The sequence below is a fragment of the Paenibacillus sp. NPDC058898 genome (genome assembly GCF_049316025.1).
Taxonomy (GTDB): domain Bacteria; phylum Bacillota; class Bacilli; order Paenibacillales; family Paenibacillaceae; genus Paenibacillus_AQ.
The window spans coordinates 116,331-138,826 of sequence record NZ_JBMOSM010000001.1; the positions used below are offsets into that span (position 1 = coordinate 116,331).

Annotated in this window: 18 protein-coding genes; all 18 read left to right on the forward strand. The window is 49.2% G+C overall.

Annotation, left to right across the window (positions count from 1 at the left end):
* The first annotated feature begins 24 nt into the window (after window positions 1-24).
* The 18 genes from ACOZB4_RS00440 to ACOZB4_RS00525 all read left to right on the forward strand — a co-directional run bounded on the left by ACOZB4_RS00440 (window position 25) and on the right by ACOZB4_RS00525 (window position 22,472).
* Window positions 25-2,451 carry a glycoside hydrolase family 95 protein gene (locus ACOZB4_RS00440; RefSeq protein WP_379409419.1) on the forward strand — a complete coding sequence of 809 codons (2,427 nt, stop codon included), beginning with the start codon at window positions 25-27 and terminating at the stop codon, window positions 2,449-2,451.
* Window positions 2,452-2,685: 234 nt separating this feature from the next.
* Complete coding sequence (treC, locus tag ACOZB4_RS00445; RefSeq protein ID WP_379409225.1) at window positions 2,686-4,401, forward strand: alpha,alpha-phosphotrehalase; 1,716 nt, start codon at window positions 2,686-2,688, stop codon at window positions 4,399-4,401.
* Between the two features lie 26 nt (window positions 4,402-4,427).
* A complete protein-coding gene (treP, locus tag ACOZB4_RS00450; protein WP_379409222.1) occupies window positions 4,428-6,458 on the forward strand; it encodes a PTS system trehalose-specific EIIBC component in 2,031 nt (676 codons plus the stop codon).
* 64 nt (window positions 6,459-6,522) lie between these two features.
* Window positions 6,523-7,260: a trehalose operon repressor gene (gene treR / locus ACOZB4_RS00455; protein WP_379409215.1), complete on the forward strand. Its 738-nt coding sequence runs from the start codon at window positions 6,523-6,525 to the stop codon at window positions 7,258-7,260.
* Window positions 7,261-7,395: 135 nt separating this feature from the next.
* On the forward strand, window positions 7,396-8,178 hold the full coding sequence (locus ACOZB4_RS00460; protein ID WP_379409212.1) for an SDR family NAD(P)-dependent oxidoreductase: 783 nt from the start codon (window positions 7,396-7,398) through the stop codon (window positions 8,176-8,178).
* Window positions 8,179-8,214: 36 nt separating this feature from the next.
* Window positions 8,215-9,192: an N-acetylglucosamine kinase gene (locus ACOZB4_RS00465; protein ID WP_379409205.1), complete on the forward strand. Its 978-nt coding sequence runs from the start codon at window positions 8,215-8,217 to the stop codon at window positions 9,190-9,192.
* A gap of 498 nt (window positions 9,193-9,690) precedes the next feature.
* On the forward strand, window positions 9,691-10,680 hold the full coding sequence (locus ACOZB4_RS00470) for an ABC transporter ATP-binding protein (protein WP_379409202.1): 990 nt from the start codon (window positions 9,691-9,693) through the stop codon (window positions 10,678-10,680).
* Window positions 10,677-11,675, forward strand: coding sequence for an ABC transporter ATP-binding protein (locus tag ACOZB4_RS00475; protein WP_379409197.1), 999 nt, complete (start codon window positions 10,677-10,679; stop codon window positions 11,673-11,675). The genes ACOZB4_RS00470 and ACOZB4_RS00475 overlap by 4 nt, the downstream gene beginning before the upstream one ends.
* A gap of 129 nt (window positions 11,676-11,804) precedes the next feature.
* Complete coding sequence (locus tag ACOZB4_RS00480; protein ID WP_379409193.1) at window positions 11,805-13,469, forward strand: ABC transporter substrate-binding protein; 1,665 nt, start codon at window positions 11,805-11,807, stop codon at window positions 13,467-13,469.
* Window positions 13,470-13,506: 37 nt separating this feature from the next.
* Entirely contained in the window at window positions 13,507-14,511 is a 1,005-nt protein-coding gene (locus ACOZB4_RS00485) for an ABC transporter permease (RefSeq protein WP_379409188.1), read from the forward strand.
* Window positions 14,512-14,523: 12 nt separating this feature from the next.
* Window positions 14,524-15,420, forward strand: a complete 897-nt coding sequence (gene nikC / locus ACOZB4_RS00490; RefSeq protein ID WP_379409186.1) for a nickel transporter permease — start codon at window positions 14,524-14,526, stop codon at window positions 15,418-15,420.
* Between the two features lie 447 nt (window positions 15,421-15,867).
* Window positions 15,868-16,950 carry a Gfo/Idh/MocA family oxidoreductase gene (locus tag ACOZB4_RS00495; RefSeq protein WP_339272951.1) on the forward strand — a complete coding sequence of 361 codons (1,083 nt, stop codon included), beginning with the start codon at window positions 15,868-15,870 and terminating at the stop codon, window positions 16,948-16,950.
* Between the two features lie 164 nt (window positions 16,951-17,114).
* Complete coding sequence (locus tag ACOZB4_RS00500; RefSeq protein ID WP_379409177.1) at window positions 17,115-17,630, forward strand: DUF3189 family protein; 516 nt, start codon at window positions 17,115-17,117, stop codon at window positions 17,628-17,630.
* A 183-nt stretch (window positions 17,631-17,813) separates the two neighbouring features.
* Window positions 17,814-19,409, forward strand: coding sequence for a spore germination protein (locus ACOZB4_RS00505; RefSeq protein WP_379409175.1), 1,596 nt, complete (start codon window positions 17,814-17,816; stop codon window positions 19,407-19,409).
* Between the two features lie 37 nt (window positions 19,410-19,446).
* Window positions 19,447-20,652: a Ger(x)C family spore germination protein gene (locus ACOZB4_RS00510; RefSeq protein ID WP_379409170.1), complete on the forward strand. Its 1,206-nt coding sequence runs from the start codon at window positions 19,447-19,449 to the stop codon at window positions 20,650-20,652.
* Between the two features lie 9 nt (window positions 20,653-20,661).
* Entirely contained in the window at window positions 20,662-20,901 is a 240-nt protein-coding gene (locus ACOZB4_RS00515; RefSeq protein WP_379409168.1) for a hypothetical protein, read from the forward strand.
* Between the two features lie 17 nt (window positions 20,902-20,918).
* Window positions 20,919-22,043 (forward strand): GerAB/ArcD/ProY family transporter, encoded by a 1,125-nt coding sequence (locus tag ACOZB4_RS00520; RefSeq protein ID WP_379409164.1) that lies wholly within the window; start codon window positions 20,919-20,921, stop codon window positions 22,041-22,043.
* 102 nt (window positions 22,044-22,145) lie between these two features.
* Window positions 22,146-22,472, forward strand: a complete 327-nt coding sequence (locus tag ACOZB4_RS00525; protein ID WP_379409162.1) for an ADP-ribosylglycohydrolase family protein — start codon at window positions 22,146-22,148, stop codon at window positions 22,470-22,472.
* Window positions 22,473-22,496: the final 24 nt, after the last annotated feature.

The window sequence follows — 22,496 nt, forward strand, 5'->3', positions numbered from 1 at the left end:
GAGGCAAGGCAAGTGAGAGCAAACATGAAATTGCAGTATGTGAAACCGGCGACGGTCTGGACGGAGGCGCTGCCGATCGGCAACGGACGTCTTGGAGGCATGGTCTACGGCGGCGTGGAGCGTGAAACGATCAGCTTGAACGAGGATACGCTCTGGTCCGGTTATCCTAGGGATTGGAACAACCCGTCTGCCCTGGAAGCGCTGCCGGAGATCCGGGAACTGGTAAGCCAGGGACGTTATATGGAGGCTGATGAGCTAGGGCGCAAGATGATGGGGCCCTATACGGAATCCTACCTGCCGTTAGGAGACCTATGCCTCAGGTTTGATCATGGAGGCGAGTTTCATTCTTACCGAAGAACGCTGGATATCGCCAATGCCGTTCAACGAACGGAATACCGCATCGGCGAGGTGACTTACACAAGGGAATGCTTCGCGTCCAACCCGGATCAGATGATTGCATTGCGGTTAACCTCGAGCGCTGCTTGCGCCCTGAACTTTCATGCCTATCTGGAAAGCCCGCTGCGGTATACCGTAAAGACCGAAGCAGATATGTACGCCATGTCGGGATTTGCGCCGGAACGCGTCGAGCCCAGCTACGTTTCCTCTGATCGTCCTATCCGTTACGGCGATCCTGAACATACCGCTGCAATGGCTTTCGACGGTCGGCTGGCGGTGGCCGAAACGGATGGCCGCGTTACCATGGACGCAGCTGGCATTCATGTACTGGAGGCGAGCGAAGCGGTCATTTACTTCACCGCGGCCACCAGCTTCAACGGATTTGACCAAATTCCCGGTCACCGCGATGGCGGAGATCACCCGGCGGCTGTCGCCGCGGCTATAGCTGAGGGGACCATGAAAGCCGCATGCAGCCAGTCCTGGACAGAGCTGCGCGATCGGCACATCAACGATTATCGCAGCCTGTTTGACCGCATCAGCCTCCGATTAGGCGAGACGCTGGCTGCAGGAGATATGGACACGGAGAAGAGAATCGAGCGATTCGGTGCCGGGGATCCAGGCTTGGTCGAGCTGCTGTTCCACTATGGCCGCTATCTCCTGATTTCAAGCTCCAGGCCCGGAACGCAAGCCGCCAATCTTCAGGGGATATGGAATGCCTCAACCCGGCCGCCGTGGAGCAGCAATTGGACCTTGAACATCAATGCGCAAATGAATTATTGGCCCGCGGAGGTATGCAATTTGGCGGAATGCCATCAGCCTCTGCTGGAGCTGATCAGAAGCCTGTCGGTAAACGGTGCGGAAACCGCCGCCGTCCATTACGGCACCCGGGGCTGGACCGTTCATCACAATACGGATATCTGGGCCCATACCGCACCGGTCGGCAATTACGGGGACGGCGATCCTTCCTGGGCGCTTTGGCAAATGGGAGGAATCTGGTTAACGCAGCACTTATGGGAGCATTACGCATACAGCGGCGATGAAGCTTATTTACGATCGTTCGCTTATCCCCTGATGAAGGAAGCCTCTTTGTTTGCTTTGGACTGGCTTATAGAAAACGACGCAGGACATCTCGTGACCTCGCCGTCGACCTCGCCTGAGCATAAATTCCGCACGTCTGAAGGGATGGCGGCCGTCAGCGAAGGGGCGACCATGGATATTTCCCTCATATGGGAGCTGTTCACCAATTGCATGGAAGCCGCCAGCATTCTCGGCGTGGATGAGGAATTCCGGGAGGAATGGAGCAGCAAACGGGAACGTTTGCTGCCTCTGCAGGTCGGCCGATACGGCCAGCTGCAGGAATGGTCCCATGACTCTGAGGATGAGGATGTATTTCATCGGCACACGTCCCACCTGGTCGGGGTTTATCCTGGACGGCAGCTATCCGCGGAAGAAAACCCGGATCTGTTTGCAGCTGCCCAAACCTCTTTGGAGCGTCGCGGAGAGGAAAGCACGGGCTGGAGTCTGGGCTGGCGGGTGGCGCTATGGAGCCGGTTCGGTGACGGCAACCGTGCGCTCCGGCTGTTAACCAATATGCTGAGATTGGTGCGGGACGGGGACTCGGAGCGTTACGATCACGGAGGTGTGTATGCGAGTTTATTAGGAGCACATCCTCCTTTTCAGATCGACGGCAACTTCGCAGCTACAGCGGGAATTGCGGAAATGCTGCTGCAGTCGCATCGCTCCTTACTCATGCTGCTGCCGGCTCTGCCGGATGAATGGCCGGAAGGCGAGGTACGTGGATTGCGGGCACGAGGCGGTTTTGAAGTCGGTATTCGCTGGAAGAATGGAAGACTGACGGAGGCAGAGATCATGTCTCGTTTGGGGAATGTATGTAGCGTAAGCATAAGTAATGGACTTGGAAATGGGATTGTGGTTTACCAAGGCGATACCAGCATTCCCGTACAGGACTCCGCCAAAGGCGTAGTTTCATTTGAAACAGAACAGGGCTTAACCTATCGACTGGTCACGGATCACGCAGGGGAGCCCGGAGCTTGATCGGCAGAGCACCTTTACGATGGTATCCATTCAATACTATGTTAAAAAAGACTCCTTCAAGGAGTCTTTTTTACGTGAAATCGGAAGAAAACCCCAATTCAATTGTTATTTTTGTAGTCGAAACGTCCTGGAAGTGGGTATTAATTGTTAAACGGTTGACAACCTGTATATACATGTATAGAATTTTCCTATATGCAACCTGTATATACAAGATGACGAGGAGGACCCAGTTACATGCAGAACCCAGGAACCCAATCTCAAGATTGGTGGAGAACTTCGACGGTTTATCAAGTATATCCGAAGAGCTTCAACGATACGACCGGCCGGGGAACCGGCGATATACGCGGGCTCATGGAGAAGCTTGATTATATAAAGGGACTTGGCATCGACATAGTGTGGCTCCAGCCGGTGTATGTTTCTCCGCAAAATGATAACGGTTACGACGTTGCGGATTATTGCAGCATCGATCCCGCTTACGGGACGATGGACGATTTCGATGAACTTGTTACCGAATTAAAAAAAAGAGGCATGCATCTGATGATCGACATTGTCGTGAATCATTCTTCGACCGAGCATCGATGGTTTAAAGAAGCGGTGTCTTCTCGCAATAACCCGTATCGAGACTATTACATCTGGCGGGATCCCGCGGAAGATGGCGGTCCGCCCAACAACTGGCAATCCAAGTTTGGAGGACCGGCATGGCAATATGACGAAGGGAGCGGGCAGTATTACTTGACCCTTTTTGACAAGACGCAGGCCGATCTGAATTGGGAGAACGAGAAGGTCCGGGCGGAGGTCGTGGACATTCTCACGTTCTGGGCGGAGAAGGGCGTCAGCGGATTCCGGATGGATGTCATCAATCTCATATCGAAGGATCCCGCTTATCCCGATGATGACGGTTCCGTAGCGCCGGGCGACGGGCGCAGGTTTTATACGGACGGTCCCCGCGTGCATGAATACATTAAGGAATTGAACGAAAAAGTGTTCAAGCCTTACAATCTCGTCACGGTAGGAGAAATGTCCTCCACAACCTTGGAGCATTGCATTCGTTACTCGAACCCGAAGGAGAACGAATTCTCCATGACGTTCAACTTCCACCACTTGAAGGTGGATTACCCGAACGGGCAAAAGTGGGAGCTCAAGCCTTACGATTTCGAAGAATTGAAGCGGGTGCTTTCCGATTGGCAAATCGGCATGCAGAAGGGCGGAGGCTGGAATGCCCTTTTCTGGAACAACCATGATCAACCGCGGGCGCTGACCCGGTTCACCAATGATGGCGAATACCGCTCGGAAAGCGCAAAAATGCTGGCTACGACGCTGCACGGATTGCAGGGCACGCCATATGTGTATCAGGGGGAAGAGATCGGCATGCCCGATCCGAAATGGAATGACATATCCGAGTTTAGGGATGTTGAATCTCTAAACATGTATACCATCCTCCAAGAGCAAGGAAAAACGCCGGAGGAGGCTGCCCATATCGTCAGGGTGCGCTCGCGCGACAACTCCAGATTGCCCATGCCTTGGCATGACGGCGATCAAGCGGGATTTACGACGGGGACGCCTTGGATCAAGCTCGATGAGCGGTATCCGCTGATCAATGCGCAATCCGAAATGGATAATCCGCAATCGATCTATCATCATTACCGGAAACTGATTGAATTGCGTAAGAACCTTCCGGTGATGACGAACGGTGAATATGTTCGCCTGGATGAAGGGCATCCCGAAATTTATGCATATGCAAGAACAAATAAAGAGCAGACGCTTGTTGTCATTTCGAATTTCTACGACCGCGGCGTATCGTTCGAGCTTCCCGAGAAGATGCATGATCATCTAACCGAAAGTCGATCGGTTCAACTGTTAATCGGCAACACAACGGAAGAACCCAAGCTCACGCCAACAGTTGCCCTACGACCGTATGCTTCCTATATGTGGCTTATTCACAACAACTAAATTCATAATGTCAGGAGCGTAGAGCTATGGCCATTGATCGCAAAAACGTGGAACGCATTGTCGAAGCAGTCGGCGGAAAAGACAATATCGAAGCCGCTACGCATTGCGTTACCCGATTAAGATTCGCCCTCGTGGACGACAGCAAGGTGGATTCCCGGGCACTTGACGATAACGACCTGGTGAAGGGGCAGTTCTCTTCCCAGGGACAATTTCAGGTCGTGATCGGACCGGGTCTAGTAGACCAGGTTTACAACGAAATGATGGATATCACCGGCGGTTCGAGAGTATCCAAGGATGAAGTGAAGAACATTGCGAGCAAGAAGCAAAATCCGCTTCAGCGTGCAATTAAAACGCTTGCGGATATTTTCATACCGATTCTGCCGGCGATCGTCATGGCAGGTTTATTGTTAGGGATTAACAATCTGCTTACGGGACCGGGCATATTCTATGAAGGACAATCGTTGATTCAGGTCCATCCCGAATGGGCGGACGTAGCCTCGATCATCAATCTGATTGCAAGCACCGCCTTTACCTTCCTGCCTGTCCTGATCGGCTGGTCGGCGGTACGTCAGTTCGGAGGCAATCCGCTGCTTGGAATCGTGCTGGGCCTGATCCTGGTAAACCCGGATCTGCTCAGCGCCTACCAGTATGCGGATGCCAAACTTGAAGGCACGGTTCCGGTTTGGAACCTGTTCGGCTTTGAAGTGGAGAAAATCGGTTATCAAGGCCAGGTGCTGCCGGTCCTTGTCTCGGCTTATATTTTGGCCAAAATCGAGAAGTTCCTGAACAAACGGGTGCATGATTCCATTAAGCTGCTTGTCGTGGCGCCAGTAGCTCTGCTCGTGACCGGGTTCCTCGCGTTCGTTCTGGTGGGGCCGATCACGTTTGCCATCGGCAACGTCCTCACTTCAGGTCTTGTCAGCATTTTTGATTCCTTTGCAGCCTTGGGTGGCCTGATCTACGGCGGACTGTATGCACTCCTTGTCATTACGGGGATGCATCATACGTTCCTTGCGGTGGACATTCAGCTCATCGGCAGTGAAGGGGGAACGTTCTTGTGGCCGATGCTGGCGTTATCTAATATTGCGCAAGGGGCCGCAGCGCTAGCCATGATGTTTATCATGAAGGAACAGAAGGCCAAAGGACTTGCCGTTACATCTTCTATCTCTGCCTTCTTGGGGGTAACGGAGCCAGCCATCTTCGGGGTCAACATTCGTCATAAGTATCCGTTTATCTTCGGTATGATTGGATCCGGGATTGCCGGCGTGCTGCTGGCCGTGAACAACGTTCTGGCTTCGTCGATCGGCGTGGGGGGCATTCCGGGATTCCTGTCCATATTCCCTAACCAGTGGGGCGTCTTCTTCATTGGCATGGCGATTGTATTGGTCATTCCGTTCACGGGGACATTGTTGTTCGGGCGTTACCATTTGTCCAAGCAGCATCGACATACAGCGAAAGAGAACGCTGCCGGCAACGTCGCAAGTGATCAAGCAGTAATGACGGAATCGAACGACAGTCGTCAATCTGAGTCATTCGAGTCATCGGAAACAGAGAATAGTTCAATTACGGAAGCTGCCCAAAAAGCCGCAGTAGATATCATGGCACCAATCAAAGGGAAGGTGGTTTCCTTGTCTGAGGTACCCGACCCTGCTTTCGCCGAGAATCAGATGGGTCAAGGTGTTGCCATTATCCCGTCGGAAGGGAAAGTGTACGCTCCATTTGACGGTCAAGTCGCGCATCTGATCAAGAAGAGTAAACATGCGATTATTTTGACGGATACGAACGGGGTTCAGATCCTGATTCACGTCGGAATCAACACGGTTTCCTTAAAAGGAGAGGGGTTCACGGCTCACGTGGAAACAGGTGCCGACATAAGCAAAGGGCAGCTGCTGCTTGAATTCGATATGAATCGGATTCAGGAAGCCGGTTTACCCGTCATTACGCCGATCATTATTCCAGACGGCCAAGAACAGGTTCAGAAGGTTACGGAGTATGAAGGCGAAGCGTTGCCAGGTGAAACGCGAGTGCTTCAAGTGACTCTTGGTAATGGAATTTGACAGGTTCTTATGTAACATGTAATGGCTGCTGGAAAATGGTACAATAGCTGATGGTGATAAAGGGATGACGAACAACATTTATTGGACGCTATACAAAGATTATGCTGACCAAATTGAAACCGGCGCTCTTCAACCCGGCAGCAAGCTGCCCTCGGAAAACGAGCTTGCGGCCACCTATCAAATTACAAGGGAAACGGTACGTAAGGGACTCAATTTGCTGGCTCAAAACGGTTATATTCACAAGGTAAAAGGCAAAGGTTCATTTGTGCTGGATACAGGAAGAATGAACTTCCCGGTAACGGGGCTCGTCAGTTATAAAGAGCTTGCGGAACGGTTAGGCCGAAAGAGCCGAACGCTTGTATATGAGACGGAATGTGTTCCGGCCGGAGAGCGTATAGCGAAAGAGCTTCAAATTCGACCGGACCGACTTGTATGGAGGGTGATACGTGCCAGGGAAATCGAAGGGGAGCGCATCATTCTCGATATCGATTATTTGCTTGCCGACATCGTAACGGGTCTAACGAGAGATATTACCGGGGATTCGATCTATCAATACCTGGAGCAGGAGCTCCATCTGAAAATCAGCTACTCGAAAAAAATAATTTCCGTTGAACGAGCTACAACGATGGACCAGTCCTATATGGATCTTGGAAACGATACCCATGTTGTCGTAGTCCGGGGATACGTTCATTTGGAAGATACCACACTCTTCCAGTATACGGAATCGAGGCATCGATTGGATAAGTTTCAGTTCGTTGATTTTGCAAGAAGAGAATCCAATCATGATTTTGGAGACCAATAAAGAAGTGATCATTAAGCCGCGAATTTATCGCGGCTTTTTTGATGTCCTGACAGGAAAGAGGAAAACTCCTTCTCGATGTTGAAGCTATTTTAGTAGTAATTGTCTGATAAAGCATGGTAAAGGAGCCGATAGATCATGGATTTGGGACTGACAGGAAAGGTCGTGTTGATTACCGGAGGAAGCAGGGGCATCGGGCTTGAAACCGCGGTAACGTTTGCGCTTGAAGGTGCCAAGGTTGCTATTTGTGCACGGGACGAGGAGCAGTTAAAGACTGCGGCAGACCATATCCGGCAAGCAGCGGATTTCGAAGTGCTAACCATAGCAGCGGATGTCACGAAAGCTGAGGACTGCATGCGAGCGGTGAACGATACGGTTCAGCATTATGGACAGCTTAATATTCTGGTAAACAATGCCGGAACCGCCGCTGCGAAATCATTTGAGCTGATCGATGACGAACAATGGGCATCCGATCTGGATCTCAAGCTGTTTGGCGCGATTCGATTTGCACGTGCAGCCGTCCCTCACATGCGAGAGTCCGGGGGAGGTGCGATTATTAATGTCACGACATCCTGGGCCAAAACACCGCCTGCTGGGTCCATGCCCAGCAGTGTCAGCCGTGCGGCGGGACAGGCCATGACCAAGGCCATGAGTCGCGATCTGGCACCTGACCATATCAGAGTAAACACCGTGTGTATCGGAATGATCCGCAGCGCACAGCTTGAAGAGCGATGGAAACGGGAAGAACCCGAACTGACATGGGAACAGTACGCAAGGGACAAGCGGCACAATATTCCGCTAGGACGTATTGGAAATACAGAAGAAGCGGCAAAAGTTATCGTATTTATGGCATCCGATGCTGCCTCATATGTTACTGGAACTTCCATCAATATTGATGGAGGGTCAGCTCCGGCTTTATAAGCCGTTAGCAATGAAAAACCCAGGAGGTTTTGGATAATGAAGCATGAAGTTGTGATTGGAATTGATGGAGGCGGGTCGCAAACGCGCGTCATGGTCAGCGATTTGAATGGAAATGTTCTCTCCTATGCCGTTGGCGGAGCCTCCTCGATCCATAAAGACAGCCATGCGCACGAGAATGTTCAACAAACCATACGATCGTCACTTGCCCTGGCGAGCTGCGGCGTAGATCAAGTCAAGGGTCTATATGCGGGAATAGCGGGTTACGAGTCGGATCAAGACATGGAGTGGGTAACTCGTTTAACCGCTATTGAAGGACTCGATTGTCCGAAATGGTACGTGAACGATTCTCTTGTCGCGCATGCAGGTGCATTCATGGGCAATCCAGGAATCGTTGTTGTGTCGGGGACGGGGTCCATGATTCTGGGAATAACCGAACAAGAGGTTCCTATTAGAAATGTGGATTTCCATCATTATGCCGCCAGCGCTGCGAGATTTCTGTCTTATGATGCTGTGTATCAAATATTGGCCGGGAAAATCCATCCATCCGATGAATCGTTGGTCCGCGAAATACAATCCTTTTGGGGAGTCGAAAATAGGGATCAACTTCGAATGTTGGCGTCTTTGGGTTTTATAAAAGATCGACAAGAGCGAGACAAGAAGTTCGGGGAGATGGCTCCTCTTATCACGACTGCAGCTGAAGTCGGAAGCCGATTAGCTCGGAGCGTGTGCGATGAAGCCATGAAGCAAATCATGGTAGGTGTTGAGATTCTAGGTTCATTCTTTGAGTCGGATCATGTATCGGTAACCGGGATCGGCAGTGTCATAAACTGCGCTTATATGAAATCAAAACTAATGAGCAGCTTGCAATCGGGCATAAACAAACATTATGAATACCGGAACCCCCAATTATCGGCCGCTGCCGGCGCTGTGCTTATGGCACTTCGGAGTTTGGGGTTGCAGGTTGATTCCCATAGGGTTGAATCCATGCGCAGGCACCCCAATGCTACATGGTAGAGTATCTTTGAATGACTAAAAGTATTTGATCACTGATCAAATACTTTTTTTATTTCTCACTGGAATACAGGATATGATCTAAATTGATTAATTAAATCCATGTTCACCAAATGAATTCACTAGTATCATGACGCTTGGTTGTTAACTTTTAGTTCATTGGTTGTTATATATCATGGAATTAATCTAAATAAACCCTAAACATAACATAGTAAAAATAGAAAAATTTTCTTGTCTAACCCAAAAAAATGATGTAAAGTAACATATCAAACAAGCTATATTTGGTTTTGTGTCAGAAATTATGACATATTAATTGACCGCAGATCAATTAATATGTTGATTTCAGTCGAAAGGTTAGAGACTGTGGTTAGATAAGTCGAATCGACTGGAACAACTCACTCAAAGTTTCATAGGATTGTCTTCTGTATTAGGTGCTTCCGCGCATGTCTTATCTATCGGAGGGCTGCTAAATCTATCTTTTTACAGAAAAGAGGCTGTGATATGAGTCAACCCATTTTGCAGATTCAAGATTTGCACACACACTTTTTTACAGACCGAGGTGAAATTCCCGCTGTCGATGGTGTGAGCCTTTATGTTAGACCTGGAGAAGTGCTTGGCGTCGTTGGTGAATCTGGCTGTGGCAAAAGCGTGACATCGCTGTCGGTTTTGAAACTGATTCCACAGCCTCCAGGCAAAATTACCGGTGGTTCGATCTTATTCAAGGGACAGGATATCGTCCCGTTAAAAGAACGCGAGTTGCGTCAGATTCGGGGAAATGCGATCTCCATGATTTTTCAGGAGCCGATGACGTCGCTAAATCCGCTATTTACCGTGGGCCAGCAAATCGGGGAAACGGTCCGCCTGCACCGGGGGGTTAGTAAGAAAAACGCGAGGGTGCATACTGTGGAAATGCTGAGAAAGGTTGGCATCGCTAGGCCAGAGTCCATCATTGATGAGTACCCCCATCAGTTGTCGGGAGGAATGCGTCAGCGGGTCATGATCGCGATGGCGATTTCCTGTAATCCGGAACTGCTTATCGCCGATGAACCGACGACCGCATTGGATGTAACGATCCAGGCTCAGATCCTCGATCTGATCCGATGCTTGAATGAGGAGTATAAAACAGCGGTCATGTTGATCACGCATGATCTTGGCGTCGTCGCAGAAATGTGTCATCGCGTTACAGTCATGTACGCTGGGAAGGTTGTAGAGGAAGGCAGTGTGCACGATATATTCAAAAAACCGCTCCATCCCTATACCCGGGGTCTTATCCAGTCGGTTCCGCGAATGAAAGAGCAGCGCAGACGGCTGTTCTCCATACCAGGCAATGTGCCGATATTGAATACCCGGATGAAGGGCTGCCGCTTTGCCGAGCGATGCTCGGATGTCATGCCGCTGTGTCTCGAACAGCTTCCTGAACTGAAAGAATACGAAGCGGCACACAGCTGCCGATGCTGGCTGCATGAAACTCCGAAGGAGGAAGTCATATGAGTGAAACATTGCTGCAGGTGGAGCATCTGAAAAAGTACTATTCCTTGGGAAAGCGGTGGTTCGGAAAATCCGAGCAGCAAGTGATCAAAGCAGTCGATGACGTTTCCTTTTCCGTGTTGAAAGGAGAGACGTTTGGTTTGGTGGGGGAGAGCGGATGCGGTAAATCGACAGCAGGCCGTTCGATCCTGCGGCTGATCGAACCGACGGCCGGCAGAGTCCAGTTTAATGGACAGGATCTTACTTCATTATCTCCCAAAGAGCTTCGCTTACAGCGCAAAGATATGCAAATCGTCTTTCAGGACCCATTTTCTTCCCTGAACCCACGGCATACCGTCCAACGGATATTGGAGGAACCGCTCATCGTGCATGGAGTAGGGAACGCAAAAGAACGGCGTAACCTTATCAGTCGCTTGATCGAAGTCGTCGGTTTGTCGCACAGCCATCTCCAGCGTTACCCGCACCAATTCTCGGGCGGTCAGCGGCAGCGGATCGGCATCGCCAGGGCCTTGTCGCTGCAGCCGAAGCTGATCGTTGCGGATGAACCCGTGTCGGCACTCGATGTGTCCATTCAGTCGCAGGTTATCAATTTGCTGCAGGATCTGCAGGAGGAGTTTGGACTTACCTATATTTTTATCGCACATGATCTAAGCGTGGTGAAGCATATTTGCGATCGTATCGCCGTTATGTATCTTGGCCGAATCGTGGAGATTTCCGAGAAGAACAGGCTTTGCGAAACACCGCAGCACCCATATACGAAAGCGCTTTTTTCTGCAGTCCCTGAGCCTGACCCCGATATCAAAACCGAGAGGATTATTTTGCAGGGTGAAGTGCCGAGTCCGGCAAACGCGCCGGTCGGCTGCGCTTTTCACACCCGTTGTCCGATGGTGATGGATATTTGCCAAACGGTGCGCCCCGAGCTTACGGAAACGGAGCCTGGCCATCTGACGGCCTGCCATTTGTTCACAGGATCGGATGCTACCGGAAGAGCCGTATAATTCGACCGACTGGTACCCATTAACTAACAATTGTTGCAGCACTTTTCTTCTTTCTGGTTTATAGCCGGGACAAGTCGTCCGGGCCTTATATAAACAAAGATACTTTTGTAATAAGAAGGGAGCCACAATATGAGAGTGAAAAGTTGGAGCAGTGTCGTGTTGGCATTGATGTTGTGCGGAGTTGTTATCCTTGCCGGATGCAGCGGAAGTAAGGGCAGCAGCAATAACGGTGCAACAGGAACGGATACGGGGGGAAAAACAGAAACGGCAAACCCGCCACAGTCCACACAGGATACATTAATTGTCGGGCGGGGTGGCGATTCCGCATCCCTGGATCCCGCAATCGTTACAGACGGCGAATCTCTTAAAATCACGCATCAGGTATTTGACTCTTTGCTGGAATATAAGGAAGGAACGACCGAAGTTCAAGGCTCACTAGCTGAGAGCTGGACGGTTTCTGAAGACGGCCTGAAGTACACCTTCAAGCTTCGTCAAGGCGTGAAATTCCATGACGGAACCGATTTTAACGCCGATGCTGTCGTCTTTAACTTTACCCGCTGGTCGGATCCAAAAAGTGAGTATAAATTTGAGGGTGACTCTTTCGACTACTACGACTCCATGTTCGGCCCCGACGGAAAACGCATCATCAAAGAAGCGAAAGCAGTCGATACGAATACCGTTGAATTTACGCTGACTCAACCGCAAGCACCGTTTCTGCAAAATCTGGCGATGACCTCCTTCGGCATAGCCAGCCCTGCGGCCATTCAAGAGAAGAAGGAGAACTTCAAAAACGAACCGGTTGGCACCGGACCTTTTGTCTTTAAGGAATGGAAGCGCAACGATTCAATTACTCTGGAGAAAAATCCAAGCTATTGGAGAGAAGGGCTTCCAAAATTAAACAGAGTGATTGTACGCTCTATTCCCGACAACTCTGCACGCTTCAATGCGCTGCAAAGCGGGGAAATCGATCTGATGGAAGATTTGAGCCCGGATGACTTGGCTACGCTCGAAGGTAATCCGAATCTGCAAAAAATCGAACGCCCTTCTAATAATGTAGGTTATATCGGCTTCAATCTTAAGCAAAAACCCTTTGATGACGTGAAAGTAAGGCAGGCATTAAGCCATGCCGTCAACAAACAGGCGATTATTGAGGCCTTCTTCGCTGGTCAAGCCATCCCGGCTGTAAATCCATTGCCGCCTTCCCTGTGGGGGTATAACGACAGCATTCAGGATTATGAATACGATTTAGAAAAGGCGAAGCAGTTACTGGCCGAAGCGGGGTACCCGAACGGTTTACCCGATGAGTACACGTTCTATGCCATGCCAGTTCCCCGTCCGTACATGCCGGATGGCAAAAAGGTAGCCGAGGTTATTCAAGCCGATTTTGAGAAAATTGGGGTAAAGGTCAAGATCGAATCTCCAGAATGGGCTACTTATCTGGACGATGCAAAAGCCGGGGAGAAAGACGACATCTTTATGCTCGGCTGGACGGGCGATAACGGCGACCCGGATAACTTTCTGTACACGCTGCTTGATAAAGACGCCATTCCGTCTAACAACTACAGCTATTATGCCAATGATAAGCTGCACGAGATTTTGATTGCCGCTCAAAAAGAAACCGAACAGTCCAAACGAGAAGAGCTGTATAAACAAGCACAAGACATCATAAAAGTCGATGCTCCGTGGGTTCCGCTTGTGCATACGACACCTCTCCTGGCGGCCAAAGCAAATGTGAAGGGATACGTACCGGCACCAACCGGCACAGAGTATTACTATAACGTCCACTTTGAATAACGGGTTGTACCACATTGTCTTTGGCAGGTGAATTATTTTGAAATCCTATATTTTAAAGCGATTATTCATCATGGTTCCTGTTTTGATCGGTATGACGATGATTGTATTTTCCATTATTCATGCAATCCCTGGTGACCCGGCGGAAACCATTCTGGGACAGAAGGCGACGGAACAGTCCAAGGAAGCTCTCCGTGAACAATTGGGACTTCATAATCCGTGGTACCAGCAATATTTCACGTACATCGAAGATTTGCTCCATGGTGATCTTGGACAATCCATCCGTACCAAAGTGCCGATTGCCGAGGAAATCACCCCTTACTTGGCAGCGACTGCCGAGTTGACGTTTGCCGCTATGGCGTTTGCCATCATTTTCGGCGTTAATGCCGGAATTATAAGCGCCTGGAAACAAAACTCATGGTTTGATTACATTAGTATGCTGGTTGCGCTCATCGGAGTATCGATGCCCATCTTTTGGCTTGGGTTAATGGAACAGTGGATTTTCTCTCTCGAGCTGCAATGGTTGCCTTCGATCGGTCGGATGAATCAACGGGATCCGGTTGAAGCCGTTACGAATTTATATTTGCTTGATAGCATTCTCGCCGGACGATTCGATCAATTGTGGACGGTGATCAAACACCTGATCCTGCCAAGCGTGGCGTTGGGTACGATTCCAATGGCGGTCATCGCCAGAATGACGCGTTCGAGCATGCTGGAGGTCATGAACTCTGATTATGTCCGCACGGCAAAAGCCAAAGGGCTGTCCCAATTTTTTGTCGTCTACAAGCATGCACTTAAAAATGCGTTTATTCCGGTGCTTACCGTCATCGGTTTACAAACCGGGGCGCTGTTGGGAGGAGCTGTATTGACGGAGACGATTTTTGCCTGGCCAGGCGTAGGACGGTACATTTATGAAGCGATCAGCTCACGCGATTACCCGGTGATTCAATCCGGCATTCTGATCATCGCTTTTATATTCGTTTTCATTAATTTGATTGTGGATTTGCTGTATGCAGCAGTGGATCCGCGCATTCGCTACCGGTAAGGAGGGGTGACCATGCCACAGATTACGGCGCACACTAGCGACAGCCCTGCCGTCTCCATCGAGAAGGTTTCCGAACCTTGGAGGGATGCGTGGGGAGCTTTCCGCAAGAATAAAATGGCGATGCTCGGACTGTTCATGATTGTAGCCTTCATTGTTATTGCACTGGTTGCGCCGCTTATTGCACCCTATGATTATAAAGCCCAAGAGCTGACCGATCGGTTAAAGCCCCCATCTGTGGAGCATTGGTTCGGGACAGATGATCTGGGGCGTGACATACTCAGCAGGGTGCTGCACGGGGCTCGTATTTCATTGTGGGTCGGTACTTTTTCCGTGATTGGCTCCATCATCCTGGGAACGTTTTTTGGGTTGCTCGCGGGTTTCTACGGGAAATGGATGGATATGTTGATCTCGCGTATTTTCGATATTTTGTTGGCGTTTCCGAGTATCCTGCTGGCAATTGCGATTGTAGCCATACTGGGGCCCTCGCTGCAAAATGCGCTATACGCGATCGCGATAGTCAACATACCGACCTATGGCCGATTGGTTCGGGCCAAGGTGCTTAGCTTGAAGAACGAGGAATACATCACTGCTGCGCAGGCGATTGGGATGAAGAACCGCGGTATATTATGGCATCACATACTGCCAAACAGTCTGACGCCGATTATCGTGCAAGGCACGCTGGGCATTGCAACAGCCATCATCGAAGCCGCAGCACTCGGGTTTCTGGGGATGGGCGCCCAGCCCCCCGCTCCGGAATGGGGGAAGATGCTGTCCGATTCGCGGCAGTTTATAGCGACGGCCCCGTGGACGGTCGTATTTCCCGGTGTCTCAATCATGCTGACGGTACTCGCCTTTAACCTGATGGGAGACGGACTGCGCGATGCATTGGATCCCCGAATGAAAAGTTAATATACCCTAAGATAAGTAGGCTGCCGGGAGACCCCCGGCAGCTTACTATGTCAATACATCTATACGGGAACGTTAAACATTCCGGCTTGTCGCATAGACCAGTACAAGTTCGGGAAGTGCCGACTCGTTTCTCCAGCATGGGAATTCCAGCTGCGTGATACGTACTTCTTTATTAAACTGCAGAGTAAATTCTCTGCGGTTCTTTGCAATTCAGATTAATGTCGTAATTTTATATATGATTTGTCGCATAGTTGGACTAAAAAAATTAGTAAGATGTGATACCTTATATGTGGATGTCATGGCAGCTAAGTTCATATCCAGAGACCCAAGAGATGTTGTGGCAGAATTACATACATATAAGCCCGCCTGCTCTTTATGGCGTTATGGATAGGCAGGACTTTATATTTGAAGTTATAAAAAATTAATGAAAAGTGATGGTGATGATTTATGTCTAAAGTGTATCGTATTGGAATTATCGGCTGTGGCGGAATCGCAAACGGGAAGCATCTGCCGAGCTTAAGCAGATTAAACAACGTGGAGCTCGTGGCATTCTGCGATATCGTCCTAGAAAAGGCAGAAGCCGCGGCTAGCAAGTACGGTATTGAGGAAGCTAAAGTGTACGGCGACTATAAGGAGTTGCTGCAGGATCAAAGCATCGATATCATCCATGTTCTGACGCCTAATGACTCACATGCCGAGATTTCCATTGCTTCGCTTGAAGCAGGCAAACATGTTATGTGTGAAAAACCGATGGCAAAAACGGCTGCGGATGCCAAGCGGATGATGGAAACCGCGAAACGCACCGGCAAGAAATTGACAATCGGATACAATAACCGTTTCCGCCAAGACAGTCTTTACCTGAAACAAGTATGCGAAGCCGGTGAACTCGGAAATATTTATTTTGCCAAAGCTCATGCTGTACGAAGAAGAGCTGTTCCGACTTGGGGCGTATTTTTGGATGAGGAAAAACAAGGCGGTGGTCCGCTTATCGATATCGGTACGCATGCTCTCGATTTGACCCTCTGGATGATGGATAATTACAAACCGAAGATTGTTCTCGGTACCACATACCATGAGTTGTCCCGCAAGGAGAACGCGGCAAACGCTTGGGGACCATGGGATCCGGAAAAATTCACTGTCGAAGATTCCGCTTTCGGCATGATTGTGATGGAGAATGGCGCGACCATTATGCTGGAGTCCAGCTGGGCGCTCAATACGCTGGATATCGATGAAGCCAAATGTACGCTGAGTGGTTCAGAAGGTGGAGCCGATATGAAGAACGGTCTTCGCATCAACGGCGAGAAGTTCAGTCGTCTGTACACCAACGAAATCGAATTGAATTCCGGCGGAGTGGCGTTCTATGACGGGAAGCAGGAGCAGGCTCCGGATGTTGAGATGAGAAGATGGATCGAGGCGATTGATCAGGATAAGGATCCTGTCGTAACCCCAGAACAAGCTTATGTTGTGTCTCGGATTTTGGAAGCTCTATACGAATCCGCCAAACTCGGCAAAGCCGTTTACTTGGACTAAGTTTATATCCATATGATAATTCATAATGCAAAAAAGCCCTGATGATCAGGGCTTTTTTTTATTTTCGGTACATGCTTAATCTAGCAAAATATGCGATGGGGAGGAATGGATATAGATTAATGGGGAATAATAAGCTCATTACATAATGAAGGCGGGTTGATGAAATGATATTTATTTATAATGATTACGGTGGGACGCATACGACCTCACTGGCAGCAGCGTATCATCTCAATAAATTACCTACGAATCGGCAGCTTACAACCGAGGAAATTCTGGCCGTTGACTATTTCAATAAACTAAATAGGTCCGACATGGGCAAACTCGTTTTCCACGGACTGGATGAGAATGGAAATCCGGTGTACACCATTGGACGGGGCTCATCCAAGATAGTCATTCCAGCTTTAAAAAATTTAAGCCTCATTCTTCAAGACAAATATCAGAACACGGAGCCTATTGTGTTTTCCAACACTTCACCTACCGTTCCATTGGTCATGACAATCGGGGGATTTTTGTCCAGAGGATTAAAATTGGGTTTTCTCGGCGATCCGCTATTAGTCGCAGGTGCAAAGAAATGCTGCGGTATTATCCGTGAACTTGTTCTGCATACCAAACAAACCGCAGCCGCGAGGTCCGGTACGGAGTCCGTAATCGTGATTGAGAACAAAAATTATTCCTCATAGTTATTCGAAGTCTATAATCCATAGAGAAGATAATCCCGGATTTCACAGGTTTATCTTCTTTTTTGATGAGCCAAATAGGCCTCAGCGTTTTCTGGTATAAAGAGCTGAAGTGTCTGTTAGTTTACAGCTGGTTTTCTTCGGTAATAATGTGGGAATAGCATCTGTGAGAGGAAGGATATTCCCATGCGGTATCGAAGAAGAAGCGGCCATTCCATCAAAAATAGAACCAAAGATACCCTACCAGCTAATACTTCGACAACAGATCCCGATGCTTTAAGTCCGGATATAAAAAGTAGTCTAAACCATATCAGAGCAGCCCTCGGAAACAGTACTGATATCGTGATCAGGGAAATTCCGCTGGATGAAGAGGAGAAACACTATATCGCTATCCTCTATACGGACGGCTTGGCCGACCAAAAGATCATTTCGGAATCCATCATGATGGTCGTAGCTGACACTGCTAAATCCCTGGTGAGGGAAGATACGGAACATCCGAAGCCTTTCGATGGGCAAAAGATATTAGAAAATATTTCCTTTATTAATAATGAGATTCAGTCCATTTATGATTATAAAAAGTTGTTCCATTCCTTATTGTCGGGGGACACCATTTTTCTGGTAGATGGATTGGACCGAGGCATCGCAGCAGGTACACGTGGATGGAAGGACCGCGGGGTCATGGAAACGTCGGCGGAAAATGTCGTCCGCGGTCCGCGCGAATCCTTTACGGAGTCGCTTCGAACGAATACGGCTTTGATTCGTCGAAAGATCAAGGATCCTCATCTGTGGATGGAAACGAAGCAGATCGGCCGAATTACGCAAACGGACGTCGCCATGATGTACATCGATGGCATTGCCAACGAGAAGATCGTCGGGGAAGTCCGAACCCGGCTTGAACGAATCGATGTGGACAGCATTTTAGAGAGCGGATATATCGAGGAATTGGTGCAGGATAAGACCTTGACTCCATTTCCCACGATTTATAATACCGAACGTCCCGATGTGGTCGCGGCCGAGCTGCTTGAAGGCAAAATCGCTATTATCGTAGATGGCACCCCATTTGTTCTGATCGTTCCGGCCCTATTTGTGTCTTTCTTGCATGCTGCGGAAGATTACTATCAGCGCGCGGATATCAGTTCATTCCTGCGGATACTGCGCTACCTGAGCATATTCATTTCATTGCTTGGGCCTTCCCTCTATGTAGCCATAACCACCTTTCATCACGAAATGCTGCCGACCCGGCTCCTGTTCGGGCTGGCTGGACAACGTGAGCAAATCCCGTTTCCCGCTTTCGTCGAGGCCGTCCTCATGGAGGTCACCTTCGAAATTCTGCGGGAAGCAGGCGTGCGGCTGCCCAAAAATATCGGATCCGCTATTTCCATCGTAGGAACGTTAGTCATAGGGCAAGCCGCCGTCGAAGCGGGGATCATTTCTCCAGCCATGGTCATCGTGGTTGCCATTACGGCGATATCCAGCTTTGTCGTTCCATCCTTTAACATGTCCATTGCTTTTCGGATGCTCCGGTTTCCGTTAATGGCGCTTGCCGGATCATTCGGCCTGTTTGGCATTCTTGTCGGGATCATCGCTCTTATTCTGCATTTGTGCAGCCTCCGCTCGTTCGGAACCCCGTATATGTCGCCTTTCGCGCCGTTAATTCCGGAAGGGCAAAAAGATACGATATTGCGGCTGCCACATTGGATGCTGATGAACCGTCCCCGACTGATCAATCAGAACAACGAAAAGCGCAGAACAAGCACACCTCCCCAAAAATCGCGGGAATAGATGAATGCAGACCAGCAGGAAAGCGAGTGAACATTGGATGAAACGGATATTGGCGTTGATTCTCCTACATTTCGTCATCACTCTTCTTTTAAGCGGTTGCTGGAACCGCAGAGAATTGAACGAATTGGCCATAGCGGTAGCCGCAGGGGTTGATTGGGTGGACGGCCGCTACCGTTTATCGGTCCAAGTCGCTATTCCCGGGCAGATTACCGCCAAAAGAAGCGGAAGTCCCCAAGCGCCTGCTACACTTTTTACGGCTGAAGGCGATACCATATTTGAGGCGGCCCGGAGAATAACCCAGATTAGCCCGCGAAAAATTTATTTTTCCCATTTACGGATGTTTCTGATGGATGAGGCGATGGCAAGGGAAGGGATAGCCAAAGTTCTGGACCTTCTGTCCAGGGATCACGAATTCAGACCCGATTTCTATCTGGTTGTTACCAAAGGAGCAACGGCGGAGGAAACTTTGAAAATCATGACGCCCATGGAAACGATCCCTGCAAATAAACTTTACGATTCCTTGCAAATCTCAGAAAAGGTATGGTCACCCAGCATGGCTGTGACACTGGATCAATTGATAAGTGATATTACCAGCAGCGGAAAACACCCCGTGCTTTCAGGACTGGTGATAACAGGGAATCGGGATCTTGGAAAAACGAAGAAAAACGTAGAAAATATCGATACACCGAGCCAATTGAAATATTCGGGGCTTGCCGTTTTCAAATTTGACAAACTGATTGGCTGGTTAAACGAGAAGGATAGCAGGGGATATCGACTCATAACGGGGCACGTGAAAAGCTCTGTAGCGTTTATTCCCTGCCGGAACGATGGAAAGGTTATCGTGGAAACGCTAAGGACCGATGCCAAGTTGAAGGGAAGAATCCTTCAATCCCGACCAGAAATGGATATCAAGATTCGTATGGAGGGAAATATTGGTGCAGTGGAATGCAGCGGCTTGGATCTATCTCAACCTGCGACCGTGAGGGATCTCGAAGTCGAAATGGAAGAAAAAATAACCCAAGGTTTGGAGTCCGTTATCAATAAAGTGCAGACTGAGTTTAAAGTCGACATATTCGGATTCGGGGAGGCTTTTCACCGTTCGCATCCGAAGGCATGGAAAGAAATGAAGGACGCGTGGAACGACCGATATTTTCCGAACCTCGAGACCCGTATTCAAGTGGATTACAAAATTCGGCGAACCGGAACAACCAATGATTCTTTTCTAAATGATCTAAAGGAATGAGGCGAATTGATGCTGAATATCGCGATTATTGCAATATCAGCCACCATCTTAACCTGGCTGGAGCTGCCGAGGATGCTCCGAGAAAAAGAAATTAGGGAAATCTGGGGGTTTACGGCATTCATGATCGTTGGCATTGGAATTAGCGTGGCCCAAACGGTCATGAACGATATTCCAACTCCTCTGGTTATGTTAACGATCGTATTCAAGCCGTTCAGTGATTGGCTTTCTGTCATCGGTTTGACCCACTAAGAAAAGGAGCAGGAAAGATGCCCGTAGTCAAAATTTCATTGCGCCAGGTCAGCATATTAACCGCCATGTATACGACCGGAAGCGCTATTCTTATCGTTCCTTCGGGTACGGCTAACATTGCTAAGCAAGATGCTTGGATAGCCGCTTTGGTTGGGATCGGTCTCGGATTCATCATCTTGGCGGTGCAGCTGCAATTGTCTAAAAAGTATCCGGAAACCAATTTGATGCAATTGTCCGAGAAACTTTTAGGAAAATGGATAGGCAAAACGGTAAACTTTCTGTTTTTAATTACATTGCTCCTAAGTGGTCCAGCTTCGGTGTTACACGAAATTAGCGACTTCATGACCATCCAAATGCTGCCCGAAACCCCGGTTCAGGCGATCATTTTCCTCTACGGGGCCCTTGTTGTCCTGGGGGTGCGTTTAGGGCTGGAAGTGCTGGCCAGATCAGCGGAGATGCTGTTTCCATGGTTTCTTCTTCTGTTTCTGTCCATGAGCATTTTATTATTGTCGGAGATTAAATGGGAGAATGCACTTCCCGTTTTCGAATCGGGGGCCCACCCTATCCTCCAGGCCGCAATCTCTTTTGTTAGTACTGCGTTTCTGCCGCACATCGTGTTGATGATCATCTATCCGGGGGCTGTTAACCGACCGGCAGAGGCTTACAAGGCCGTATATATCGGAAGCCTATTCGGTGCGGGGGTGCTTTTTACGATTATTGGATTAGCGATATTGGTCTTGGGTCCGGACATTACGGCACGAAATCTGTATCCCAGTTATATGCTGGCCAAAAAAATCAATATCGGCAATTTTCTTCAGCGTATTGAAGCAGTCATGGCGGTGATGTGGTTTATCACTTTATTTTTCCGTATCTCCTTGTACTTTTACGCCATTGCGATCGGCGTCAGCCAGATATTTAATATCAAAAATTATCAGCCGCTGGTCGTGCCGCTGGGCTGGATACTTGCCGCGGTTTCCGTCTTCATATATCCCAATGTTCCATACAAGTTGGAATGGGACGCAAAGACTTGGATTCCGTATACGATCACCGTCGGAGTTATATTTCCATTGGTATTGCTCGGGATGCATGGACTCCGTAAATGGCGGTCCAAAAAAACAAAAAAGTCCTCGAAATCCGCCTGAACGATTGGAGGACAAAGTGAGTTGTTTGATAATCCAATGTAACGGCTATTGTCCTTTATGCCAATCTTCAGGCTTATCACCGATCAGGCCCAACAAAAACATTTGAGAATAAGCGTAACCAGTGTTCATACGAACAACAACGCATGCTTGACCGTATTCGGATTAATGATCGGAGGGACGGATGTGTCCAAGGTCATTTCCGAGACAGTTGCGATGGGGCTGGACAATGATTGCACGGCCGCTACAGCAGGCAGCATCGTCGGAGCGATCGTTGGCAAGGAGGGCGTGCCTGTCCATTGGCATGCGCCATTTCATGATACGGTAACGACTTATATGATCGGTGCGGAGAAGTTCAAGATCAGCGATCTGGTCGAGCGATTTACCGCCGTAGCGGAGCAAACATATATCGGTTCTAAGCTAGATATATAAACGGAGAGAATGGACCAACCTGAA